This is a genomic window from Arthrobacter sp. E1SS-5 (assembly GCF_057073715.1).
The window spans coordinates 123,825-141,415 of record NZ_CP172703.1; the positions used below are offsets into that span (position 1 = coordinate 123,825).

Annotated in this window: 16 protein-coding genes; 4 read left to right on the forward strand and 12 right to left on the reverse strand. The window is 65.9% G+C overall.

Annotated features, from left to right (window positions below; all coding sequences use genetic code 11):
- The first annotated feature begins 143 nt into the window (after positions 1-143).
- From uriH to ACIGJD_RS00625, 3 genes are read left to right on the forward strand one after another with little or no spacing between them, the layout of a single operon-like run.
- A complete protein-coding gene (gene uriH / locus ACIGJD_RS00615) occupies positions 144-1,250 on the forward strand; it encodes a uridine-preferring nucleoside hydrolase UriH (protein ID WP_483687834.1) in 1,107 nt (368 codons plus the stop codon).
- On the forward strand, positions 1,251-2,681 hold the full coding sequence (gene uriT / locus ACIGJD_RS00620; protein ID WP_483687835.1) for a uridine transporter UriT: 1,431 nt from the start codon (positions 1,251-1,253) through the stop codon (positions 2,679-2,681).
- Complete coding sequence (locus ACIGJD_RS00625; protein WP_483687836.1) at positions 2,678-3,640, forward strand: ribokinase; 963 nt, start codon at positions 2,678-2,680, stop codon at positions 3,638-3,640. The genes uriT and ACIGJD_RS00625 overlap by 4 nt, the downstream gene beginning before the upstream one ends.
- 69 nt (positions 3,641-3,709) lie before the next feature.
- On the opposite strand, the gene ACIGJD_RS00630 is transcribed toward ACIGJD_RS00625, so the two are convergent.
- From ACIGJD_RS00630 to ACIGJD_RS00685, 12 genes are all read right to left on the reverse strand, one after another.
- On the reverse strand, positions 3,710-4,450 hold the full coding sequence (locus ACIGJD_RS00630) for an SDR family NAD(P)-dependent oxidoreductase (protein ID WP_483687837.1): 741 nt from the start codon (positions 4,448-4,450) through the stop codon (positions 3,710-3,712).
- 40 nt (positions 4,451-4,490) lie between these two features.
- Entirely contained in the window at positions 4,491-5,690 is a 1,200-nt protein-coding gene (locus ACIGJD_RS00635) for an ROK family protein (protein ID WP_483687838.1), read from the reverse strand.
- A gap of 28 nt (positions 5,691-5,718) precedes the next feature.
- Entirely contained in the window at positions 5,719-7,077 is a 1,359-nt protein-coding gene (gene ggh, locus ACIGJD_RS00640; RefSeq protein WP_483687839.1) for a glucosylglycerate hydrolase, read from the reverse strand.
- Entirely contained in the window at positions 7,074-8,156 is a 1,083-nt protein-coding gene (locus ACIGJD_RS00645; RefSeq protein WP_483687840.1) for an ABC transporter ATP-binding protein, read from the reverse strand. The genes ggh and ACIGJD_RS00645 overlap by 4 nt, the downstream gene beginning before the upstream one ends.
- 39 nt (positions 8,157-8,195) lie before the next feature.
- Positions 8,196-9,035, reverse strand: a complete 840-nt coding sequence (locus ACIGJD_RS00650) for a carbohydrate ABC transporter permease (protein ID WP_483687841.1) — start codon at positions 9,033-9,035, stop codon at positions 8,196-8,198.
- Positions 9,032-9,925 (reverse strand): carbohydrate ABC transporter permease, encoded by an 894-nt coding sequence (locus tag ACIGJD_RS00655; RefSeq protein WP_483687842.1) that lies wholly within the window; start codon positions 9,923-9,925, stop codon positions 9,032-9,034. The genes ACIGJD_RS00650 and ACIGJD_RS00655 overlap by 4 nt, the downstream gene beginning before the upstream one ends.
- A complete protein-coding gene (locus tag ACIGJD_RS00660; RefSeq protein ID WP_483687843.1) occupies positions 9,925-11,190 on the reverse strand; it encodes an ABC transporter substrate-binding protein in 1,266 nt (421 codons plus the stop codon). Before ACIGJD_RS00660 ends, ACIGJD_RS00655 begins: the two co-directional genes overlap by 1 nt.
- Positions 11,191-11,441: 251 nt before the next feature.
- On the reverse strand, positions 11,442-12,848 hold the full coding sequence (locus tag ACIGJD_RS00665; protein WP_483687844.1) for an MFS transporter: 1,407 nt from the start codon (positions 12,846-12,848) through the stop codon (positions 11,442-11,444).
- 44 nt (positions 12,849-12,892) lie between these two features.
- Positions 12,893-13,813, reverse strand: a complete 921-nt coding sequence (locus tag ACIGJD_RS00670) for an amidohydrolase family protein (protein WP_483687845.1) — start codon at positions 13,811-13,813, stop codon at positions 12,893-12,895.
- A 52-nt stretch (positions 13,814-13,865) separates the two neighbouring features.
- Entirely contained in the window at positions 13,866-14,549 is a 684-nt protein-coding gene (gene ligK, locus ACIGJD_RS00675) for a 4-carboxy-4-hydroxy-2-oxoadipate aldolase/oxaloacetate decarboxylase (RefSeq protein ID WP_483687846.1), read from the reverse strand.
- Positions 14,550-14,567: 18 nt separating this feature from the next.
- Positions 14,568-15,593, reverse strand: a complete 1,026-nt coding sequence (locus ACIGJD_RS00680; protein WP_483687847.1) for an amidohydrolase family protein — start codon at positions 15,591-15,593, stop codon at positions 14,568-14,570.
- A complete protein-coding gene (locus tag ACIGJD_RS00685; protein WP_483687848.1) occupies positions 15,593-16,804 on the reverse strand; it encodes a 4-oxalomesaconate tautomerase in 1,212 nt (403 codons plus the stop codon). The genes ACIGJD_RS00680 and ACIGJD_RS00685 overlap by 1 nt, the downstream gene beginning before the upstream one ends.
- Before the next feature lie 215 nt (positions 16,805-17,019).
- Between ACIGJD_RS00685 and ACIGJD_RS00690 the strand changes: the two genes are divergently transcribed.
- Positions 17,020-17,559: a GntR family transcriptional regulator gene (locus ACIGJD_RS00690; RefSeq protein ID WP_483687849.1), complete on the forward strand. Its 540-nt coding sequence runs from the start codon at positions 17,020-17,022 to the stop codon at positions 17,557-17,559.
- Positions 17,560-17,591 lie beyond the last annotated feature (32 nt).

Sequence of the window (17,591 nt, forward strand, 5' to 3'; positions counted from 1 at the left end):
CCACGTGTCCCCATGGGCCGCAGTACATCAAGCGTTTGACGTGCGATGATGCCAGCCGCACGTCAAGCGTTTGACGTAGACCACAGAATCCTGCCATGATCGCTCCCGGAAGACAGAAACCCCCTGCCGCAAGGCAGGCCCCAATGACGTGGAGAACCATCGTGGAACCAAATCCGCAAGCGAACCAGCAAGAGCCCAGGAAGATCATCCTGGACTGCGACCCCGGCCACGATGACGCCGTCGCCCTCCTGCTCGCGCACGGCAACCCCACCATCGAACTGCTGGCCGTCACCACGGTGGTGGGCAACCAGACCCTCGAAAAAGTCACCCGCAACGCCCTGGCTGTCGGCACCATTGCCGGCATCACCGGCGTCCCCTTCGCCGCCGGCTGCCCCCGCCCGCTGGTCCGCAGCATCGAAACCGCGCCGGACATCCACGGCGACTCCGGCATGGACGGCCCGGCCCTGCCCGAGTCCACCATCGAGCTTGACCCGCGGCACGCCGTCGACCTCATCATCGACACCGTCATGGCGCACGAGCCCGGCACCGTCACGCTTGTCCCCACTGCCGGCCTGACCAACATCGCCATGGCCGCGCGCAAGGAACCGCGCATCGTGGAGCGCGTCAAGGAAGTGGTCCTCATGGGCGGTGGCTACCACGTGGGCAACTGGAGCGCCGTGGCCGAGTTCAACATCATCATCGACCCCGAGGCCGCGCACATCGTCTTCAACGAGAAGTGGCCCGTGGTGATGGTCGGCCTGGACCTCACCCACCAGGCGCTGGCCACCCCGGACGTGGTGGAGAAAATCGCCGCCATCGGCACCAAGCCGGCCAAGTTCGTCACCGAGCTCATGGACTTCTTCGCCCACACCTACAAGGACGCCCAGGGCTTCGACTACCCGCCGGTCCACGATCCCTGCGCCGTCGCGTACGTGATCGACCCCAGCATCGTCAGCACCCGCAAGGTGCCCGTGAACATCGAACTCCAGGGCACCCTCACCCTGGGCATGACCGTGGCGGACTTCCGTGCCCCCGCGCCGGCCGACTGCCACACCAGCGTGGCCGTGGACCTGGACCACGCACGGTTCTGGGACTTGGTCACCGACGCGCTGGTCCGCATCGGCGAGCCGGGCGCCAACGCCAACACGGACGACGCCGGCAGGCACCAAGGTGCAGACCGCACCCAGGGCGGCGCGTCCGGCGTCGTACGCCCGGGCAGTGCCCAGCTCACCGCCGGAGGGGTCAAGTAAATGACGACCGCAACCCTGACTGAAACCAAGACCGGCCGCGGCAACGTCGCCGCCCTCATGACCGCCCTGCTGGCCGCCTGCGTGGCGTTCCAGCTCAACGCCTCCATGCTCAGCCCCGCCCTGGTGACCATGGGCGAGGAACTCAAGGCGGACCAGGCCCTGATCGGCCTCTCGCAGACCTGGTTCTTCACCGCCGCCGCCCTGTTCTCCCTGTTCCTGCCGCGGCTGAGCGACATCGTGGGCCGCAAGAGGGTCCTGGTGGGCATGATGGTGCTCATGGCCGTGGGCTCCGTCATCGCGGCGCTCGCCCCGGACATCACCTGGCTCTTCGTGGGCCGCATCATCCAGGGCGTCAGCGGCCCCACCGTCCCGCTCTGCCTGATCATGCTGCGCTCCGCCGTCAGCAACCCGCGCAAGTACGGCACGCTGATGGGACTCATCACGGCTGTTAACGGTGGCGTGGCCGGTGTGGACTCCTTCGTGGGCGGCTACTTCGCAGAGCACTACGGCTTCCGCAGCATCTTCTGGCTCATGGTGGTGCTGGCCGCCGCCGCGACAGCCCTCATCATGTTCCTCGCCAGCGAGAGCAAGCCTGCCGCCGGAACCCGCATGGACTGGCTGGGTGTCTTCTTCATCGTGGTTGCCGTCGGCGCCCTGCTGACCGCCCTTAACGAGGCGGCCAAGCTGGTGGCCGGATTTAACCCAAGTGTGCTGGTCCTGAGCCTGGCGCTGGTGCTGGTATCCGCCGTCGCGTTCTTCGCCTTCTGGCGCACCGAACAGCGGGCTGCGCAGCCCATGGTGGAAACGGTGCACCTCCGCCAGCGCGCCACCTGGGCGCCGCTGCTGACCACCACCCTGACCATGACCGGAATCTTCGCCGTCATCAATGGCATCGTGCCCGCCTTCGTGCAGGCTGCCTCGCCGGGCTTCGGAGTCGGACCAACCGAGATGTCGCTGATCATCCTTACCCCGTACGCCCTGCTGGGCTGGGTGGTGGGACCGCTGAGCGGGAAGCTGGCGCCGGTCCTCGGCTACACCAAGGTGCTGCGCATCGGCCTGCTTGGCAGCATCGCAGCGCTCGCCGTCATCGCGTTCCTGGGCCTGCACAGCCTGCCGATGATGATCGCCGGTACGGTCTTGCTGGGCATCATGTACGCCGGTACGGTCAACATCATGCTCAACGGACTCGGCGTTGTCCTCTCGCCCGCCGGCAACCCCGGCTTCCTCCCCGGCATGAACGCCGGCGCCTTCAACCTGGGCGCGGGCCTGAGCTTCCTGATCCTGCCGGCCGTGCTGGTAGCGACGTCGGCACTGGGCGATGCGACGGCGTCGTACCTGACCGTCGTGGTGGTCGGCCTGGCCCTGACCGTGGCCGCATTCGCTGCGTCGCTGCTGATTCCCAAGCCGGTTGAAGCCGAGGTAGCCGCATGAGTGCCGCGACTTCCAGCGCTGGCCGGATCGTCGTCGTCGGGTCCCTGAACGCCGACCTCACCATCTACTGCGAACGGCTTCCGCAGCCTGGCGAAACCGTCCAGGGCAACGGGTTCGCCGTGAATCCGGGCGGCAAGAGCGCCAACCAGGCCGTGGCAGCGGCCCGGCTGGGCGGCCATGTCAGCCTGGTGGGCGCCGTGGGAGAGGACGCCAACGGCAACATGCTCGAGGCTTCGGTGGCCGGGGCAGGGGTGGACGTCAGCCACGTGCGCACGTCCAGCGAGCCCACCGGTGTCGCCGTCATTGCCGTGGACGCCCGCGGCGAGAACAACATCATCATCTCGGCCGGCGCCAACGGAACGCTGTCTCCGGCCGACGTGGCCGGCGCGGCCGATGCCCTGGAGGGGGCGGCCGTGGTGAGCCTCTGCCTGGAGGTCGGCATGGACACGGTACTGGCCGCGGCACAGGCAGGGCACGACGCCGGCGCGACGGTTTTGCTGAACCTCTCGCCATATGCGGAGATTCCGTCAGGCCTGGCCGGGTTGACCGACGTCCTGCTGGTCAACGCGCACGAGGCCGCGCTGTTCCTGGGTTCTTCGGTTCCCGGTGCCGGTGCTGCTGCCTCTGAGTGGGATGCGGTGCGGTCCCGGTTCTCTGAGCGGGGGATCCACCAGGTCCTGGTGACGCTGGGTGCGAAGGGTTCGGTGGTGCTGGACTCGCTGGCTTCGGCTGGCTCCCGGGTGACTTTTGTCCAACCCACAACTGTGCACGCCGTGGACACTACCGGAGCCGGCGATGCCTTCACCGGGGCTGTTGCCGTCCGGCTCGCGGCTGGGGACGGGCTTGCCGATGCCGCCGCGTTCGCCTCTGTTGCCGCAGCTTTGGCGACCACCCGCAAAGGCACCCAGGCGGCGTATCCGGAAGCGGCCGACGTCGAACGCCGCCTCCGCACGCCCTAACCCCATCGATTGCTGACTATTTGTCGTTTTCACGCTCGAGAACGACAAGTACTCAGCAATCGATGAGGGTTAGCCCCGCGCTTCCAGGGTGACCCCGGTGTGCTCCGCGAGCTGCGCGAGCAGGGCGTCCTGGAACTTGGGGTCGTTCGCTGCGGGGTGCGGGGTCTGCCGGCGCTGGTGGTACCAGTAGCCGCCGCTGGCCAGGGCCGCCGGGTCGTCGCTGGTGGCAAGCCATTCCTGCGTGCGGTGGCCCAGTTCCAGGCTGTCCGGGGCCGACCGCCCGCCCATCCGGGTGGGCACCCAGCCGGGGTCCACCGCGTTACTGGCGACGTTCGGGAAAAGCCGGGCCACGGCTGCCGACAGCGCAGTGACCTGCAGCTTGGTGGTGGAGTAGGAGGCCGTCGTCGTGCGCCCTGCCCAGTCCAGGCCGTCCAAGGCGGTGTCGCCGCCGCGGTGCATGCCGCTGCTCAGGTAGACGAGCCGGCGCGGGCCGGGAACGAGGGCGGTCAGCAGGTACGGTGCCACCACATTCACGGGTAACAGCGACGCACCGTTCAGCACCCCGGCGTTATGGATGACGGCGTCGATGCCGCCGATCCCGTTGACTTGGTCGGCGATCTTCCGGACGTCCTCCTCCACCGCCAGGTCCCCGACGACGCACTGGGCCCCGCGGTCCAGCAGGTGCTGAACCGCGGCGAGCCGCTGGGATGACCGCGCATGGACGATCACCTCGTGGCCGTCCTGCAGCAGGGACGCTGCCGCTGCCCGGCCCAGGCCGTCCGTGGATCCGGTGATGAAGACGCGTGCCATGCGGGAACCTCCCTGGTTGGTGTATTTCCCTCTTAACGCCTTATCGCCCGGTGCCGCTGGATGCGATGCGAACAGCTTCCTGCGTAAACACCTGATCCACAGCGGCCGGGGCGAAAATCTTCCGCATCACCAGGGTAGCCAGCCCGGAACAGGCAGCCTGGTCTTCCGGATGCCCGGTTTCCACCACCAGCCCTTCGCCGATCCGTTCCACCACATCGGCGAGGACCCGCTCTCCCACCTGCTCTGCGAAAAAGCCCAGGGAGCCCAGGTCACCTCCCAGGACCAGCCGGTCGGGGTTAAGCGTTGTGACCGTGGCGGCCAGGGCGCTGCCCAGCACTTCGGCTGCCGACCCAACGGCGCGGAGCACGTCCGGGTCGCCGGCAGCGGCGGCGGCACGGATGTTCGCCATGTTTGTGTAGCCTTGGCCGCTGAGCTTCTCACCCAGTGCCCTGCCGGAACTGTAGGCTGCGAGGCAGCCGCGGCGGCCGCACCGGCACAGCGGCCCGTCCGGGGTCATGCGGATATGCCCGATGTCGCCTGCCGCACCGTGGGCGCCCCGCAGGATAGAGCCTTCCACCACGATGCCGCAGCCAATGCCGGTGCCCACTTTCACGTAGACCACAGTTTCGGTATCGCTCCTGCGCTCGCCCAAGCCGGCCGCCCTGGCATCGTTTTCGACGACGAGGGGCAGGTCCCAGGCTGCGTTGACCGCCCGCACCACGGAGTCCTCCGCCCAGCCAGGGAGGGTGGTGGGGTGCCGGACGTGCCCGCTGCCGGCCTCCACGGGAGCCGGAAGGCTGACACCGATGCCGAGCAAGGTCTCGTTCTTCCCCTCGGCCAGCAGCGCTTGCCCCTCCCGAATCAACGGACCCAGCACTGATTCCGCCGGATCGCTGACATCGAGGGCCATTGTGGAGGAACGGACCTGCCTTCCCGCGGTATCGGCAATGCTCACCGTTCCGTGTGTCTGGCCGAGTGTGATTGCCAGGACCACCCTGCCCCTGTCCTCGAAGCGGATTTTCCGCGACGGACGCCCGCCGGTGGAACCCAGGGGCTCGGCCTCGTAGATGTAGCCGCGCCGGGTGAGCGTGTCCAGCCGTTCATACAGGGTGGCACGCGACATGCCGGTTGTGGACAGCAGTTGCTGACGGGACAGGCCGTCCGCGGCACGGATGAGTTCCAGCAGGTTCCCGTGCGACGTCGCCCCCACCAGTCCCGCCGGCACTCTTTCAACCGTCACTTCCGGCCCCCTTTCCCGGTTCCCCAGCCTACTTGCCCTTAGCGGTCCCCTGATGCGATCCCAGCCATTCCAGCGCCGCAGCCGCGGTCCATGCCTGGGCGAGGCTTCCAAGGGGCTCTCCGGTAAACGGCTCGTAGTACTCGCCGAATTGCAGGTCGGAAAGCTGTTCGAGGGACGCTGACCTCAGCGTCCCGAAGAGTCCGGCTTCACCATCGCGGGCGCAGGCCCAGCCAAGGAGCAGGTTGAGGAAGGGCCACACCGGGCCGCGCCAGTACGTGCGCGGCCGGAAGGCATCACTGGCTGGGGAAGTGGAGGGTGGCAGCGGGAAGCGCAGGCCCGGGAACCCCATCCACCGCGCTCCACGGAGGAGTTTCCGCTGGGCTGCCAAAAGCGCAGGGTCACCACCTGCCACGAGCGGGGCGAAGCCGGAAACGGTCTCGGTGCCGATCCACTCCCGGGCCAGGACGTCGTAGTCCCGCGCCAGCCCGGTTTCCCGGTCCACCGTCGAGGCGACACCATCACGGAACCGGGCAGCGATGCCGCGCAGTTCGCCCGCCTCGTTTTCCCGGCCGAGCTCATCGGCAAGGCCGGCAAGGACGTCGCTGGACGCAGCCAGGATTGCGGAGAAAAAGACGTCCCTGACACGGAAGTCCACCGCTTCCTGCACGGCTGCGTCATCGAACCCGACCTCGGCCATCTGCTGCACCAGCCACAGATACTTCGTGTATTCGGTATCATCCGGCCGTTCGCTGGCATCGGCCACGTGCAGGACGTCGCGGCGGGTGAACGGGGGCACGGTTCCGGGGACGATCCTGGAGTAGGGGCCATCCCAGCGCGGTGAGTTGTCGAAACCAGATTCCCAGCCATGATGGATTTCAACGAGCCCCACGCCGTCGGGGTCGCGGACTGTCGCCAGCCACCGGTGCCAGGCCAGCCACCCATCAAAGGACTCCGCCAGGAACGCCTCGGCCACCTCCTGGTCCGTACCGCCGTTCTCCCGTCCCCGGTCAACGATGTGGCGCAGCGCGATAGCGTGGACGGGCGGCTGGCAGATGCCGCTGCTTTTGATTCCTTCCGGCCGGGCCGCCGCGCCTTCGGTGCCCCACCGGTCGAAGCCCGGGAAGTACCCGGTGTCGTTGTCGCTGAACACGATGTGCGGAATCATGCCTGTGGACCACTGTGCCTTGAGGAGGCTCCGCAGTTCAGTGACAGCCCGGGGAACACTGGTGCGTGCAAGCCCGATGGCCACGAAAGCCGCGTCCCAGCTCCACATATGGGGGTACAGGTTCGGGGCGGCGCTGGTCATGGAGCCGAGGTCGTTGATCTTGAGGACCTCAACGGCTGCGGAGTGCAGTTCTTCCATGGACGGGGATTGTGTCGGGTTCATGAGGCCTCCAGTGCCATTGACGTTTCGCGGTCGTAGACGCGCATGGTGTTGGGGGCAAAGCCCAGCCAGACAGTCCGGTGGGGTGCCGTCTTGAAGGTGGGCGGCGCCTGCACCTTGAGGGTGTGCCCGTCCACTTCAACGGTGAGCAGCGTGGTGGAGCCCATGGGTTCCACCACCAGGACCGTGGCCGCTACATCGCCCGAAGAGCGGGTGCTGTTGACCGTCACGTTCTCGGCGCGGACCCCGAGGAGGACATCCTTGCCTGCGAAGGAACGCAGGATGGAGGGGGCCATAAGCTGCTGTTCACCCAGAACCAGCGTGCCGCCGTCGTGACTGACTGCTGCGTCCAGGAAGTTCATCGGCGGGGAGCCGATGAAGCCGCCCACGAACCGGTCGGCGGGGGCATCGTAGACGTCCAGCGGGTCGCCCAGCTGCGCGATCCGGCCCTTCCGCATTACGGCCACCTGGTCTCCCAAGGAAAGCGCCTCGCTTTGGTCGTGCGTGACGTAGACAGTGGTGGTGCCAAGGTCCTGGACGATCTTTTTCAGCTCGGACCGGAAGGTCAGGCGCAGCAGGGCATCAAGGTTGGAGAGCGGTTCATCCATCAGCAGGACGTCGGCGTCCATGACGATGGCCCTGGCCACGGCGACCCTCTGCCGCTGGCCGCCGGAGAGGTTCGCGGGAAGGCGGTCGAGGTAGGGGCCCAGCTGGAGGAGATCGGCCGCCCATTGCACTTTGCGTTCAATTTCATCGGCCGGCACTTTGGCCATCTTCAGCCCGAATCCGATGTTGTAGCGGACCTTCCGGTGGGGGAAGACGGCGTAGGACTGGAACACCATCGAGAGGTTCCGCTTGTTCGGCGGCAGGTACGTGACGTCGCGGCCGCCGATGGAAATGGAACCGGAGTCCGGCAGTTCAAGTCCCGCGATCATCCGCAGCAGGGTGGTCTTTCCGCAGCCGGAAGGTCCGAGGAGGACGGTGAATTCGCCGTCACGGATGGAGAGGGATACATCATCCGTTGCGCGTTCGGATCCGCCCGGATAAGTCTTGACGAGGTTGGAGATCTGGATGTCAGCCACGATGGGCTCCTTCGAAAGAGAGTTGGCAGGCCTGCGGACCTAGCGGATGGTTGAGCCCCACATGTTGGTGAGGTAGCGGCGCATCAGGGCGATGAAGATGATCGACGGAATGACCAGGGCGAAACCGCCGGCGAACCTGTACGCCAGTGGGGAGTCGGACAGTGAGCTCAGGACCTGGGCCGGGAGGGTTCGGTGGTCAAGCGTGAGGATGGAGGCGCCCAGCACTTCGTTCCAGGACATGACGAAGGTGAAGATCGACGCCGCGGCGAGGCCCGGCAGTGCCATGGGCAGCACCACCCTGGTGAAGGCCCCCAGGGGCGAGCAGCCGAAGAGCCGGGCCGCTTCCTCCACATCAACGGGGACGCTCAGGAAGACGCTGGCCGAGATGAGGATGGTGGTGGGCAGTGCCAGGGCCGTGTGGAGCAGAATCACCGCATAGGTGGTGTCATAGATGTCCACCGTGAGGAAAAGCCTTGCCAGGGGTACGGACAGCACCACGATGGGCAGGGCGCGGGTGAAGAGCAGGAACAGCTGGTACGGGTCCTTGCCGGGAAAAGTGAACCTGGCCAGCGCATATCCCGCGGGAACGCCGATGAGGGCGGACAGCAGGAGGGTGCCCGCACCGACGATCAGCGAGTTGCCCAGCGCCCCGAAGATGCCCGTCGAGCCGAGGAACGCGTTGAGTGTTTCCACCGAGAAATTGGTGGGAAGCAGCGACAGCGGAAACTCATTGAGCGATTCACGGCTGGAAAGCGCGGCAAGCGAGATCAGGTAGATGGGGATCAGCATGAAGAGCGAGACGGCGATGCAGGCCGCCTGCAGCAGGATCCGGTTCCGCTTTCGACGCGCGATGGGCGTGGTGTCCACAGTGGTGCTCATCGGAGCCCTCCCTGGTTCTTGTCGCGGAGAGCCCGCAGGTAGAAGATCGACGTCAGCATGGACACGACCAGGATGACCAGTGCCAGTGCCGCAGCGACATTGGGGTTCTGCAGCCCGGTGTACCAGCGGTACGTCTCGCCGACCACCAGCGGGAAGTTCTGGCCGGTGAGGGCCTGGGCCACTGCGAAGGTCTGGAAGGCAAGGATGGTCCGCAGGATCAGTGCCACTTGGAGGCTGGGCTTGAGCAGCGGCAATGTCACGTGCCGCAGGCGCTGCCAGAAAGAGGCGCCAAACACCTGCGCAGCCTCGTCGTAATCCTTGGGGATGCCCTGTAGTCCAGCCACCACGATGATCAGCACCAGGGACGTGGCGCGCCACAGTTCCGCAACCAGGACGCAGATGAACATGCTGGTTTGGTTGTCGTAGGCCAGCCAGGAGGTGCCCTGCAGCCCGAACCACGAAAGAACCGAGTTCAGGTATCCGCGGTCGTTGAAGATGGCGAGCCACACCAGGCCGGCGGCAAGGTCGCTGAGTGCCAGCGGAATGGCCCAGACAAAGAAGTGCACTTTGTGCAGCCGCGGGTTGCTGCGGAGCATCAGGGCCATGGCGATGGCCAGGGCGAACTGCAGCGGAATCATCACCACGATCAGCAGCAGCGTGTTGCGTACCGCCGGCCAGAAGTATGGATCCTGAACCATGCGGTTGATGAACTCAAGGGTGAAGCCCTGGTCATTCTTGAAGGCCTGCAGGACGCCCTGGACCACAGGCCATCCCAGCAGCAGCGCCATGAAGACAACGGAAGGGGCTATCAGCAGGACGGCCGGCGGTATCCGGCGCCGACGTGGCGGCGCCGCGGTTGCAGCGGGTGTGGGGGGTGCCTCTACTGCCATTACGCTACCTCGCACTTGGTGGAAATCGGATCGGGGGCCCAGCAGGGAACGTTCAGGCCCTTCAGGATGGTGTTCAGCTGTGTCGCCTGGGTATCGAGGACCTGCTGGACGGGGCGGGTTTCCAGGCAGATCTGCTGGAAGCAGTTTTTGAAGATCTGCGACACTTCGCCTTCCTTGGCTCCGAGGCCCACCGGGGGAAGCGCCAGGAGTGCACCGGCAGACCGTTGCTGCCGGCGGACAGCGGCAGCTTCGAGCGCAATGGCGCCCGTCAGGTCGGAGGGAAGTTCCGTCTGGACCACCGGGAAGAAGGCGTTGCTGCGGAGGGTTTCGATCTGGGATGCAGGTTCGGTCAGGGCGCGGATGGCCTTTTCCGCAAGGTCACGGTCCTTGCCGTTTTTCGGCAGGGCCATCCCGGCGATGATCAGCATGTAGCCGCGGCCCTTGGGGCCACGGGGTGCGGGGACCATGAGCCAGTCGTCAGGCTTGTCGGCGGGGGCATTGACCAGGCGGGCCACATGGTCCCAGGCCACCAGCACCTCGCCCCGCGCCAGGGGCTCCTGCATGTAGTCATAGTTAGTGGAAGCCGGCGCCATCGCGGACCACAGTTCCTGCATGTAATCCCAGGCGGCTACGGCATCCTGGTTTCTAAACGTGGTGATCTGCCCGCCGGTGAAGCTGGGCAGCAGGAAACCCTGGTAGAAGCGGTGGTGCAGGCCCTTTGGTCCCGCCGGCATCCCGAAGACGGGACGGCCCGCTCCCTGTTTGGCGGCTTTGGCCCATGCGAGGTAACCCTCGTAGGTCAGGTCGTTGACGTCCACGCCCGCGGGCAGCCACTCCAGGGCCTTTTTGTTTACGGCAACTACGTAGGTTGCCTGCATCCAAGGGACATAGCGCGAGGTGGAACCGCCCACCTTGGTCAGCTCAAGCATTTCCTTGGTGAATCCGCGCCCGGACAGATCCCTGAGGAGGCCGTCGACGTCCTCAAGCGAGTCGGCCAGCGGGGCGAGCTCACCGTGGAGCCCACCAAGGAGTGAGGTTTTCACATTCCCGGCGCTCGCCTGGGAGGTCACTGTGGATGCGAAAACACCAGGGTCCACCGAGTTGTACGCGGTGGGGACCTTCGCAAATTTCTTGAGTACTGCCTCGTACTTTTGTTTTTCTTCCACCGGAGTGAACTGGGTGGAGAGGAAGCCCACGGTTCCTTGGCCGGCTGATGCACCGCTGGTGTCAAAGCCCGCGCAGGATGCGAGGAAGGGGGCTGACATGGCCGTTCCTAGTCCGGCCAGCAAGAGGTTTCTACGGGAAACGGCCCCTTGCGGGGTCCGGAATTTCGGGTCGTTCATTGAATGCTCCGATCGAGTGTGCGCCACTGCACAAACTTTCGTTTAAGCATTAGACATAAGTGGATGAGTGTCAACCCCTGACGGGGTTCTTGACGGGAAAGAGCCCGGCGCCGTTACCCGGCGCCGGGCTCTTTCTATGCGGGATCAACGCCGCGAGGATCCCGTCACGTGTCCTACTCCTGTCGATCGCCGTTGCGTACGCTGACGGCGGTTGTGCCGTCCAAAGGACCCGCTGCGGGGTTCGCCCCTGCGGGGGCGAACAGCCTGGCCTTCCGGGTGGCGGGACCGAAGAGAGCCAGCGCCACTGCACCGAACATCCAGGTGCCTGCGATGAAGAAGAAGACGCTCTGGTAGCCGCTGCCGTTGTAGAGAGCTGCGATGATCAGCGGACCGGCGGCGTTGGAGAGCCGTCCCAGGCCGTAGGAGACACCCGTTCCCATCGAGCGTCCCGTGGTGTCAAACAGTTCCGGGGAGTAGGCGTAGGCCAGGGCGGTGTAGCCGCGTTCGAACAGGTTGACCAGGAAGCCGAACAGGACGATCAGGACGGGGTTGAACGTGAGCCCGTAGAGCAGGCCGCAGACCGCGATGGTGCTGCCGAAGACTACCAGGCACCACTTCCGCTCGAAACGGTCGGTGACCAGGGAGGCGAGGTAGGAGCCCAGGGGAGCACCAACGGTGGTCAGCGCCACGTAGAAGATGGAGTTCTCCACGCTGAAGCCTTCCTTGGCCAGGAGGGTGGGAGCCCAGCTGGAGTACCCGAAGAAGCCGATGGTCTGGGTGACCCAGAGGATGGTCAGCAGGATGGTGGGCGCGAGGTACTTCTTCTGCAGCAGGAGCGTCAGGGGTGCCTTGGTGGCCTTGGGGGTTTCAACAGGCGCCGCGGGCTCGGGGAGTGCACCCTTCTCCGCACTCACCATCGCCTCAATATCGTTCAGGATGGCATCGGCTCTGGCGTAGTCGCCTTTGTTTTCGTACCAGCGCGGGGACTCCTTGAGGCGCCGGGTAAACAGGATGAACAGGATGCCCAGTGCGCCCCACACATACACCAGGCGCCAGCTCCAATCAGACAGGGGAACGACGAGGCTGGCGATGAGGTTGGTGGCCGGCGTGCCGCAGATGCCGATGACGATCGCGTACGCCTGGTACTTGCCGCGCTTGGCTGCGGGGAACAGTTCGTTGACGTAGATGACTGCCACCACGGTCATTGCGGAAAGCCCGGCCGACGTCAGAACCCGGAAGACGCCGAGGGACACGATGTCCCAGGAGAAGGCCGCGACGAGGGAGAACGCCGCATACCAGAGCGTGGTGATCACCAGGGCGTTCTTGCGTCCCCAGCGGTCTGCCATCCAGCTGGCGATGAGGGAACCGAAGAACATGCCCACGAACGACGCGGAGGTCACGTAGGCCACCTGGTTGACGGTGACGCCCCACAGTTTGATCAGCTTCGGAACCGTGGTGGCGAAGCTGTTGATGTCGGCGAATTCGAAGAAGTACGCGAACGAGACGGCCACAAGGGCGATCTTGTGGAATTTGGAGATGGGCAACCGGTCAAGGCGGTTGGCGGCGTTGGAATGCGTCATTGGAATCCTTGGGGGCAATAATCGGGGAAGCTCAGGACGGGCGGCTAGGCTTTTTCGCCGGGCCAGTAAAGGTTCATGGGGTTGCCCACCAGCAGCTTGTGCTGCAGCCCGGCGGTGGTGGCAACGTGGGGAATGTAGTCCACCAGCAGCCCGTCGTCGGGCATGTGGTCCGTGAGGTTCGGGTGGGGCCAGTCGGTGCCCCACAGCACCCGGTCGGGGAATTCCTCGACCACGGTGCGTCCGAATGCCACGACGTCCCGGTAGGGCTGCGTCTCCCCGTCCAGGGCCGGCGGGCCGGAAACGGTGAGGCGCTCGGGGCAGCTGACCTTGACCCAAACGTCATTGTTCTCCACGAAGCGCAGGAAGCGGCCGAACTCCGGGCCGGTTGCGGGTTTAGTGACATCCGGGCGGCCCATGTGATCCACCACCAGGGGCGTGGGCAGTGAGGCGAAGAAGCCTTCGAGGCCTTCGAGTTCCTGGCCCTCGAAGTAGATGACGACGTGCCAGCCCAGAGGGGCAATCCTGCGCGCGATTTCTGCCAGTTCTTCCTGCGGTGCGGCGTTGACCAGGCGTTTCAGGAAGTTGAACCGGACGCCGCGTACGCCTGCGGCGTCAAGCCGCTGCAGTTCGGCGTCACTGATGTCAGGGCGTACGGTGGCCACGCCGCGCGCCCTGCCCCCGGAGGCCTGGACCGCGTCCGCCATGGCGCTGTTGTCGGCGCCGTGGCAGGTGGCCTGCACGATGACATTCCTGCTTACCCCCAGGTGGTCACGCAGGGCGAAAAGCTGTTCCTTGCCGGCGTCGCACGGGGTGTACTTCCGTTCGGGTGCGAACGGGAACTCGGCGCCCGGGCCGAAGACGTGGCAGTGGGCGTCCACCGCGCCCGCTGGAAGTTTGAAGCGGGGCGTGGAGGGGTTGCTGTACCAGTCCAGCCAGCCCGGGGTCTTGGTGAATACGGTGTCCATGGGGTTCCTTCGGCCGGTGGAGGTTTGGTCCGTCGTTGCGGGCGCGGCGGAGTCAGTCGACATAGCGAAGACCCGCGGCTTCGAGGGGGCCGCGCATGTTGTAGATGTCCAGGCCGAGTTCTCCGTTGGCGAAGCGCCGGCGTTTGGCGTCTTCGTTGTCCTCGCGTTTGCGTGCGGCTTCCGCCACTTCGGCGGCGCGGGAGGCAGGGACTACCACGACGCCGTCGACGTCGGCGATCACTACGTCGCCGGGGTTGACCAGGGCGTTGGCGCAGACGACGGGGATGTTGACGGAGCCGAGGGTGGCTTTGACAGTGCCTTTGGAGTTGATGGCGCGGCTGAAGACGGGGAAGTCCATGTCCTGGAGGGTGGCCACGTCGCGGCAGCCGCCGTCGATGATTAGTCCTTTCGCGCCCCGGGCCTTGAGGGAGGTTGCCAGGAGGTCACCAAAGTAGCCGTCTTCGCTTTCGGTGGTGCAGGCTGCGACGACGACGTCTCCGGGCTTGACCTGCTCGGCGGCAACGTGAAGCATCCAGTTGTCTCCGGGCTGGAGCAGGACGGTCAGGGCGGTGCCGCACATGGTGGCACCCGGGTAGACGGGGCGGATGTAGGGGCGCATGAGACCGAGCCGGCCCATGGCCTCGTGGATGGTGCTGACACCGAACGCGGAGAGGGCTTTGACGTCTTTCTCGTCCGCGCGCGTGATGGTGGTGTGGACGACGCCGAGTTCCTGCATTTTTTGCTCCTGGGAGGGCTAGCGGCCCTGCTGCTTGAGCAGGGTGTTGAGGCGGGGGTAAACGGTGCGGGCGTTGTGTTCCTGGATGGCGCCGAGTTCGGCTTCATCAAGGCCTGCCGCGTCGATGTAGCGGCGGGTGTCGTCGAAGTTGTGGCCGGTGCAGGGGTCGATGTCGCGGACTGCGCCGATCATTTCGGAGGCGAAGAGGATGTTCTGGGTGGGGATGACGTCCAGGAGCAGGTCGATGCCGGGCTGGTGGTAGACGCAGGTGTCGAAGAAGACGTTGTCCAGCAGGTGTTCTTCCAGGGTGGGTTTGCCCAGGGCCATGGCCAGGCCGCGGAAGCGTCCCCAGTGGTAGGGCACCGCCCCGCCGCCGTGCGGGATGACGAGTTTCAGGGTGGGGAAGTCCGTGAAGAGGTCGCCCTGGATGAGCTGCATGAATGCGGTGGTGTCGGCGTTGAGGTAGTGCGCCCCGGTGGTGTGGAAGGCCGGGTTGATGCTGGTGCTGACGTGGACCATGGCCGGGATATCGTATTCGGTCATCTTCTCGTAGATCGGGTACCAGTAACGGTCCGTCAACGGGGGAGCGGTCCAGTGACCGCCGGACGGGTCGGGGTTAAGGTTCAGGGCCACGGCGCCGTATTCCTCCACGCAGCGGGTCAGCTCGGGGAGGCAGGTGGCGGGGTCCACGCCGGGGGACTGGGGAAGCATGGCAGCGGGGACGAAGCGCTCCGGGTAGAGCCGGCTGACGCGGTGGCAGAGTTCGTTGCAGATGGCCGCCCACTCCGCCGAGGTTTCGAAGGAGCCCACGTGGTGGGCCATGAAGGATGCCCGCGGGGAGAAGACGGTCAGGTCAATGCCGCGTTCATCCATCAGCCGCAGCTGGTTCGCTTCGATGCTTTCCCGCAGCTCGTCGTCGGAAATCTTCAGGTCTGCGCGGGACGGCGCCACGGACGGATCGTCCAGGGCGGCGACCTGCCGGTCCCGCCATTGCCCGAGCGCGGGCGGGGCGGTGGTGTAGTGGCCGTGGATGTCAATAATCATCAGATGCCCTGCTTCAGGTCGGGGGTGCGGTGTGCGGGGATCATGACATTGCCTGCCATGATCAGCCGCGCGGTACGGATCAGTGCGGACTTCACCACGCGGGTGGGGTCGGAGGGGTCCAGGCCGAGCTGTACGGTGAATTCGCCGCTGGGGTGCTCCACCGAGACGGTCACCTCTGTCCCCTCCGGCAGGACGGCGACGTCGTGGGCCACGGTCCCTTCAAGGGTGGCGGCCGTGGCGGCGGTGACGGCGGCGAGGACGCCGATGGATTCGTGGCAGACGTGCGGAATGAAGCTGCGGGTGTTGATGGCACCGCCTGCTGCGGGTGGGGATACGAGGGTCATTTTCGGGTAGTTCTTGTCGGTCACGTCGCCCAGGCCCATCAGCTTTCCGCAGGTCAGGCGGAGGTCCTCGAGGCGGGCCTTGAGTTCGGCGTCCTTGTTAAGGTCGACGGCGGATTCCTGGCCCGTGCGGCCCAGGTCGCCGGCGTTGATGATCACCAAGGGCTGCCCGTTGTCGATGCAGGTCACGTCCACTGGGCCCACACCTGGCACCTCGACGGTGTCGCGGAGGTTCCCTGTGGGCAGCAGCGAGTCACAGACCGAGCCGGCGGTGTCCAGGAAGTTGATGGTCACCGGGGCTGCGGTGCCGGGGACGCCGTCGATCCTGGCGTCGCCGGCATAGGCGACATATCGGCCGTCCGGTCCGGCGGGTGTTTGGACGGTGATCTCGGCAACCATGTTGGTGTTGAGGGTGAGGACGCGCGCCGTGGTGGTGTCGCCGTCGGGCGTGAAAAGGCCTGACTCGATCGCGAAGGGGAGAGCCGCGGCAAGCATGTTCCCGCAATTGGGTGTGGTGTCCACCACGTCGGTATCGGGCTGGAGCTGCGCGAACAGGAACTCCAGGTCCACCCCCTCGCGCCCGCTGACCGAGACGATTCCGGCCTTGCTGGTCAGGGGGTGGGCCCCGCCCAATCCGTCGATCTGCCGCGGATCCGGGGAGCCCATCGCTGCCAGCAGGACAGCATCCCGGGCGCGGACGTCGTCGGGCAGGTCGGTGGCGCGGAAGAACGGGCCCTTGGAGGTCCCGCCCCGCATGAACCAACACGGAATGGCCAGTTGCCCGGTGCCAGGGCGTGGGCCTGCAGGCCCCCGCTCGGTGTCCGGGGCCGGAATAGCGTTGCCTCCTGCAGCAGGAATGGCGTGATCCATGGCGAGTCCTTTGGTGAATGGCTGGGAGGGCGCACTCCAAACCGCGCCGTCGCTCAAGTGAACCAAGTTACATTCAGGATTGTCAACAATTTCTTATACACTTCTGTTTACTCTTTTTGTCGGCAATCGACTTCTGCTGGCCAGGGCCGACTTCTCTGGAAGAGCTGAAGCCAGCATTGATCGCGTTATGGGAAACGAAGGGGAGGTCGCCGGGAATGGACACCCTTGAAGTCGCGGAAGGCCGCTCTCTCACCGCGGCGGAGTTGGTCAGCGTTCTGCGCTCAGCCATCATGGGCGGGGAACTGGTGCCGGACCAGCGTCTCGTGGAGGCGGATCTTGCCGCCTGGTATGTGGCCAGCAGGGGAAAGGTCCGCGCCGCGCTGGCGGAGCTGACTGTGGAAGGACTTGTTGAGCGGGTCCAAAACCGCGGAGCCCGGGTACGCGCAGTATCGGTCCAGGAAGCCGTGGAACGCGGCGACCGTGACTCCTACTCTGAAGGCAACCGGACCCTGCACGCCAGGCTGATTGAGTTAAGTGGGCAGCAAACTGCCGCTGCAACCATCCACCGCCTCCGCGGGCAGGCCGTGCGCTTCCAGTTCCGGCTGGCCCGGCAGTCAGGCTGCCCCGCCGTTTCGCTGCCGCAGCATCTGGCGATCATCGACGCAGTCTGCGCCCATGACCCCGATGCTGCCGCGGACGCCATGCGGGTACACCTGGAGAGCGTCGCCAAGGTCATCCGCTCAACGCACGCCTAGCAATCTCACGAAGGTGGTCCGCGGCAGGCCCG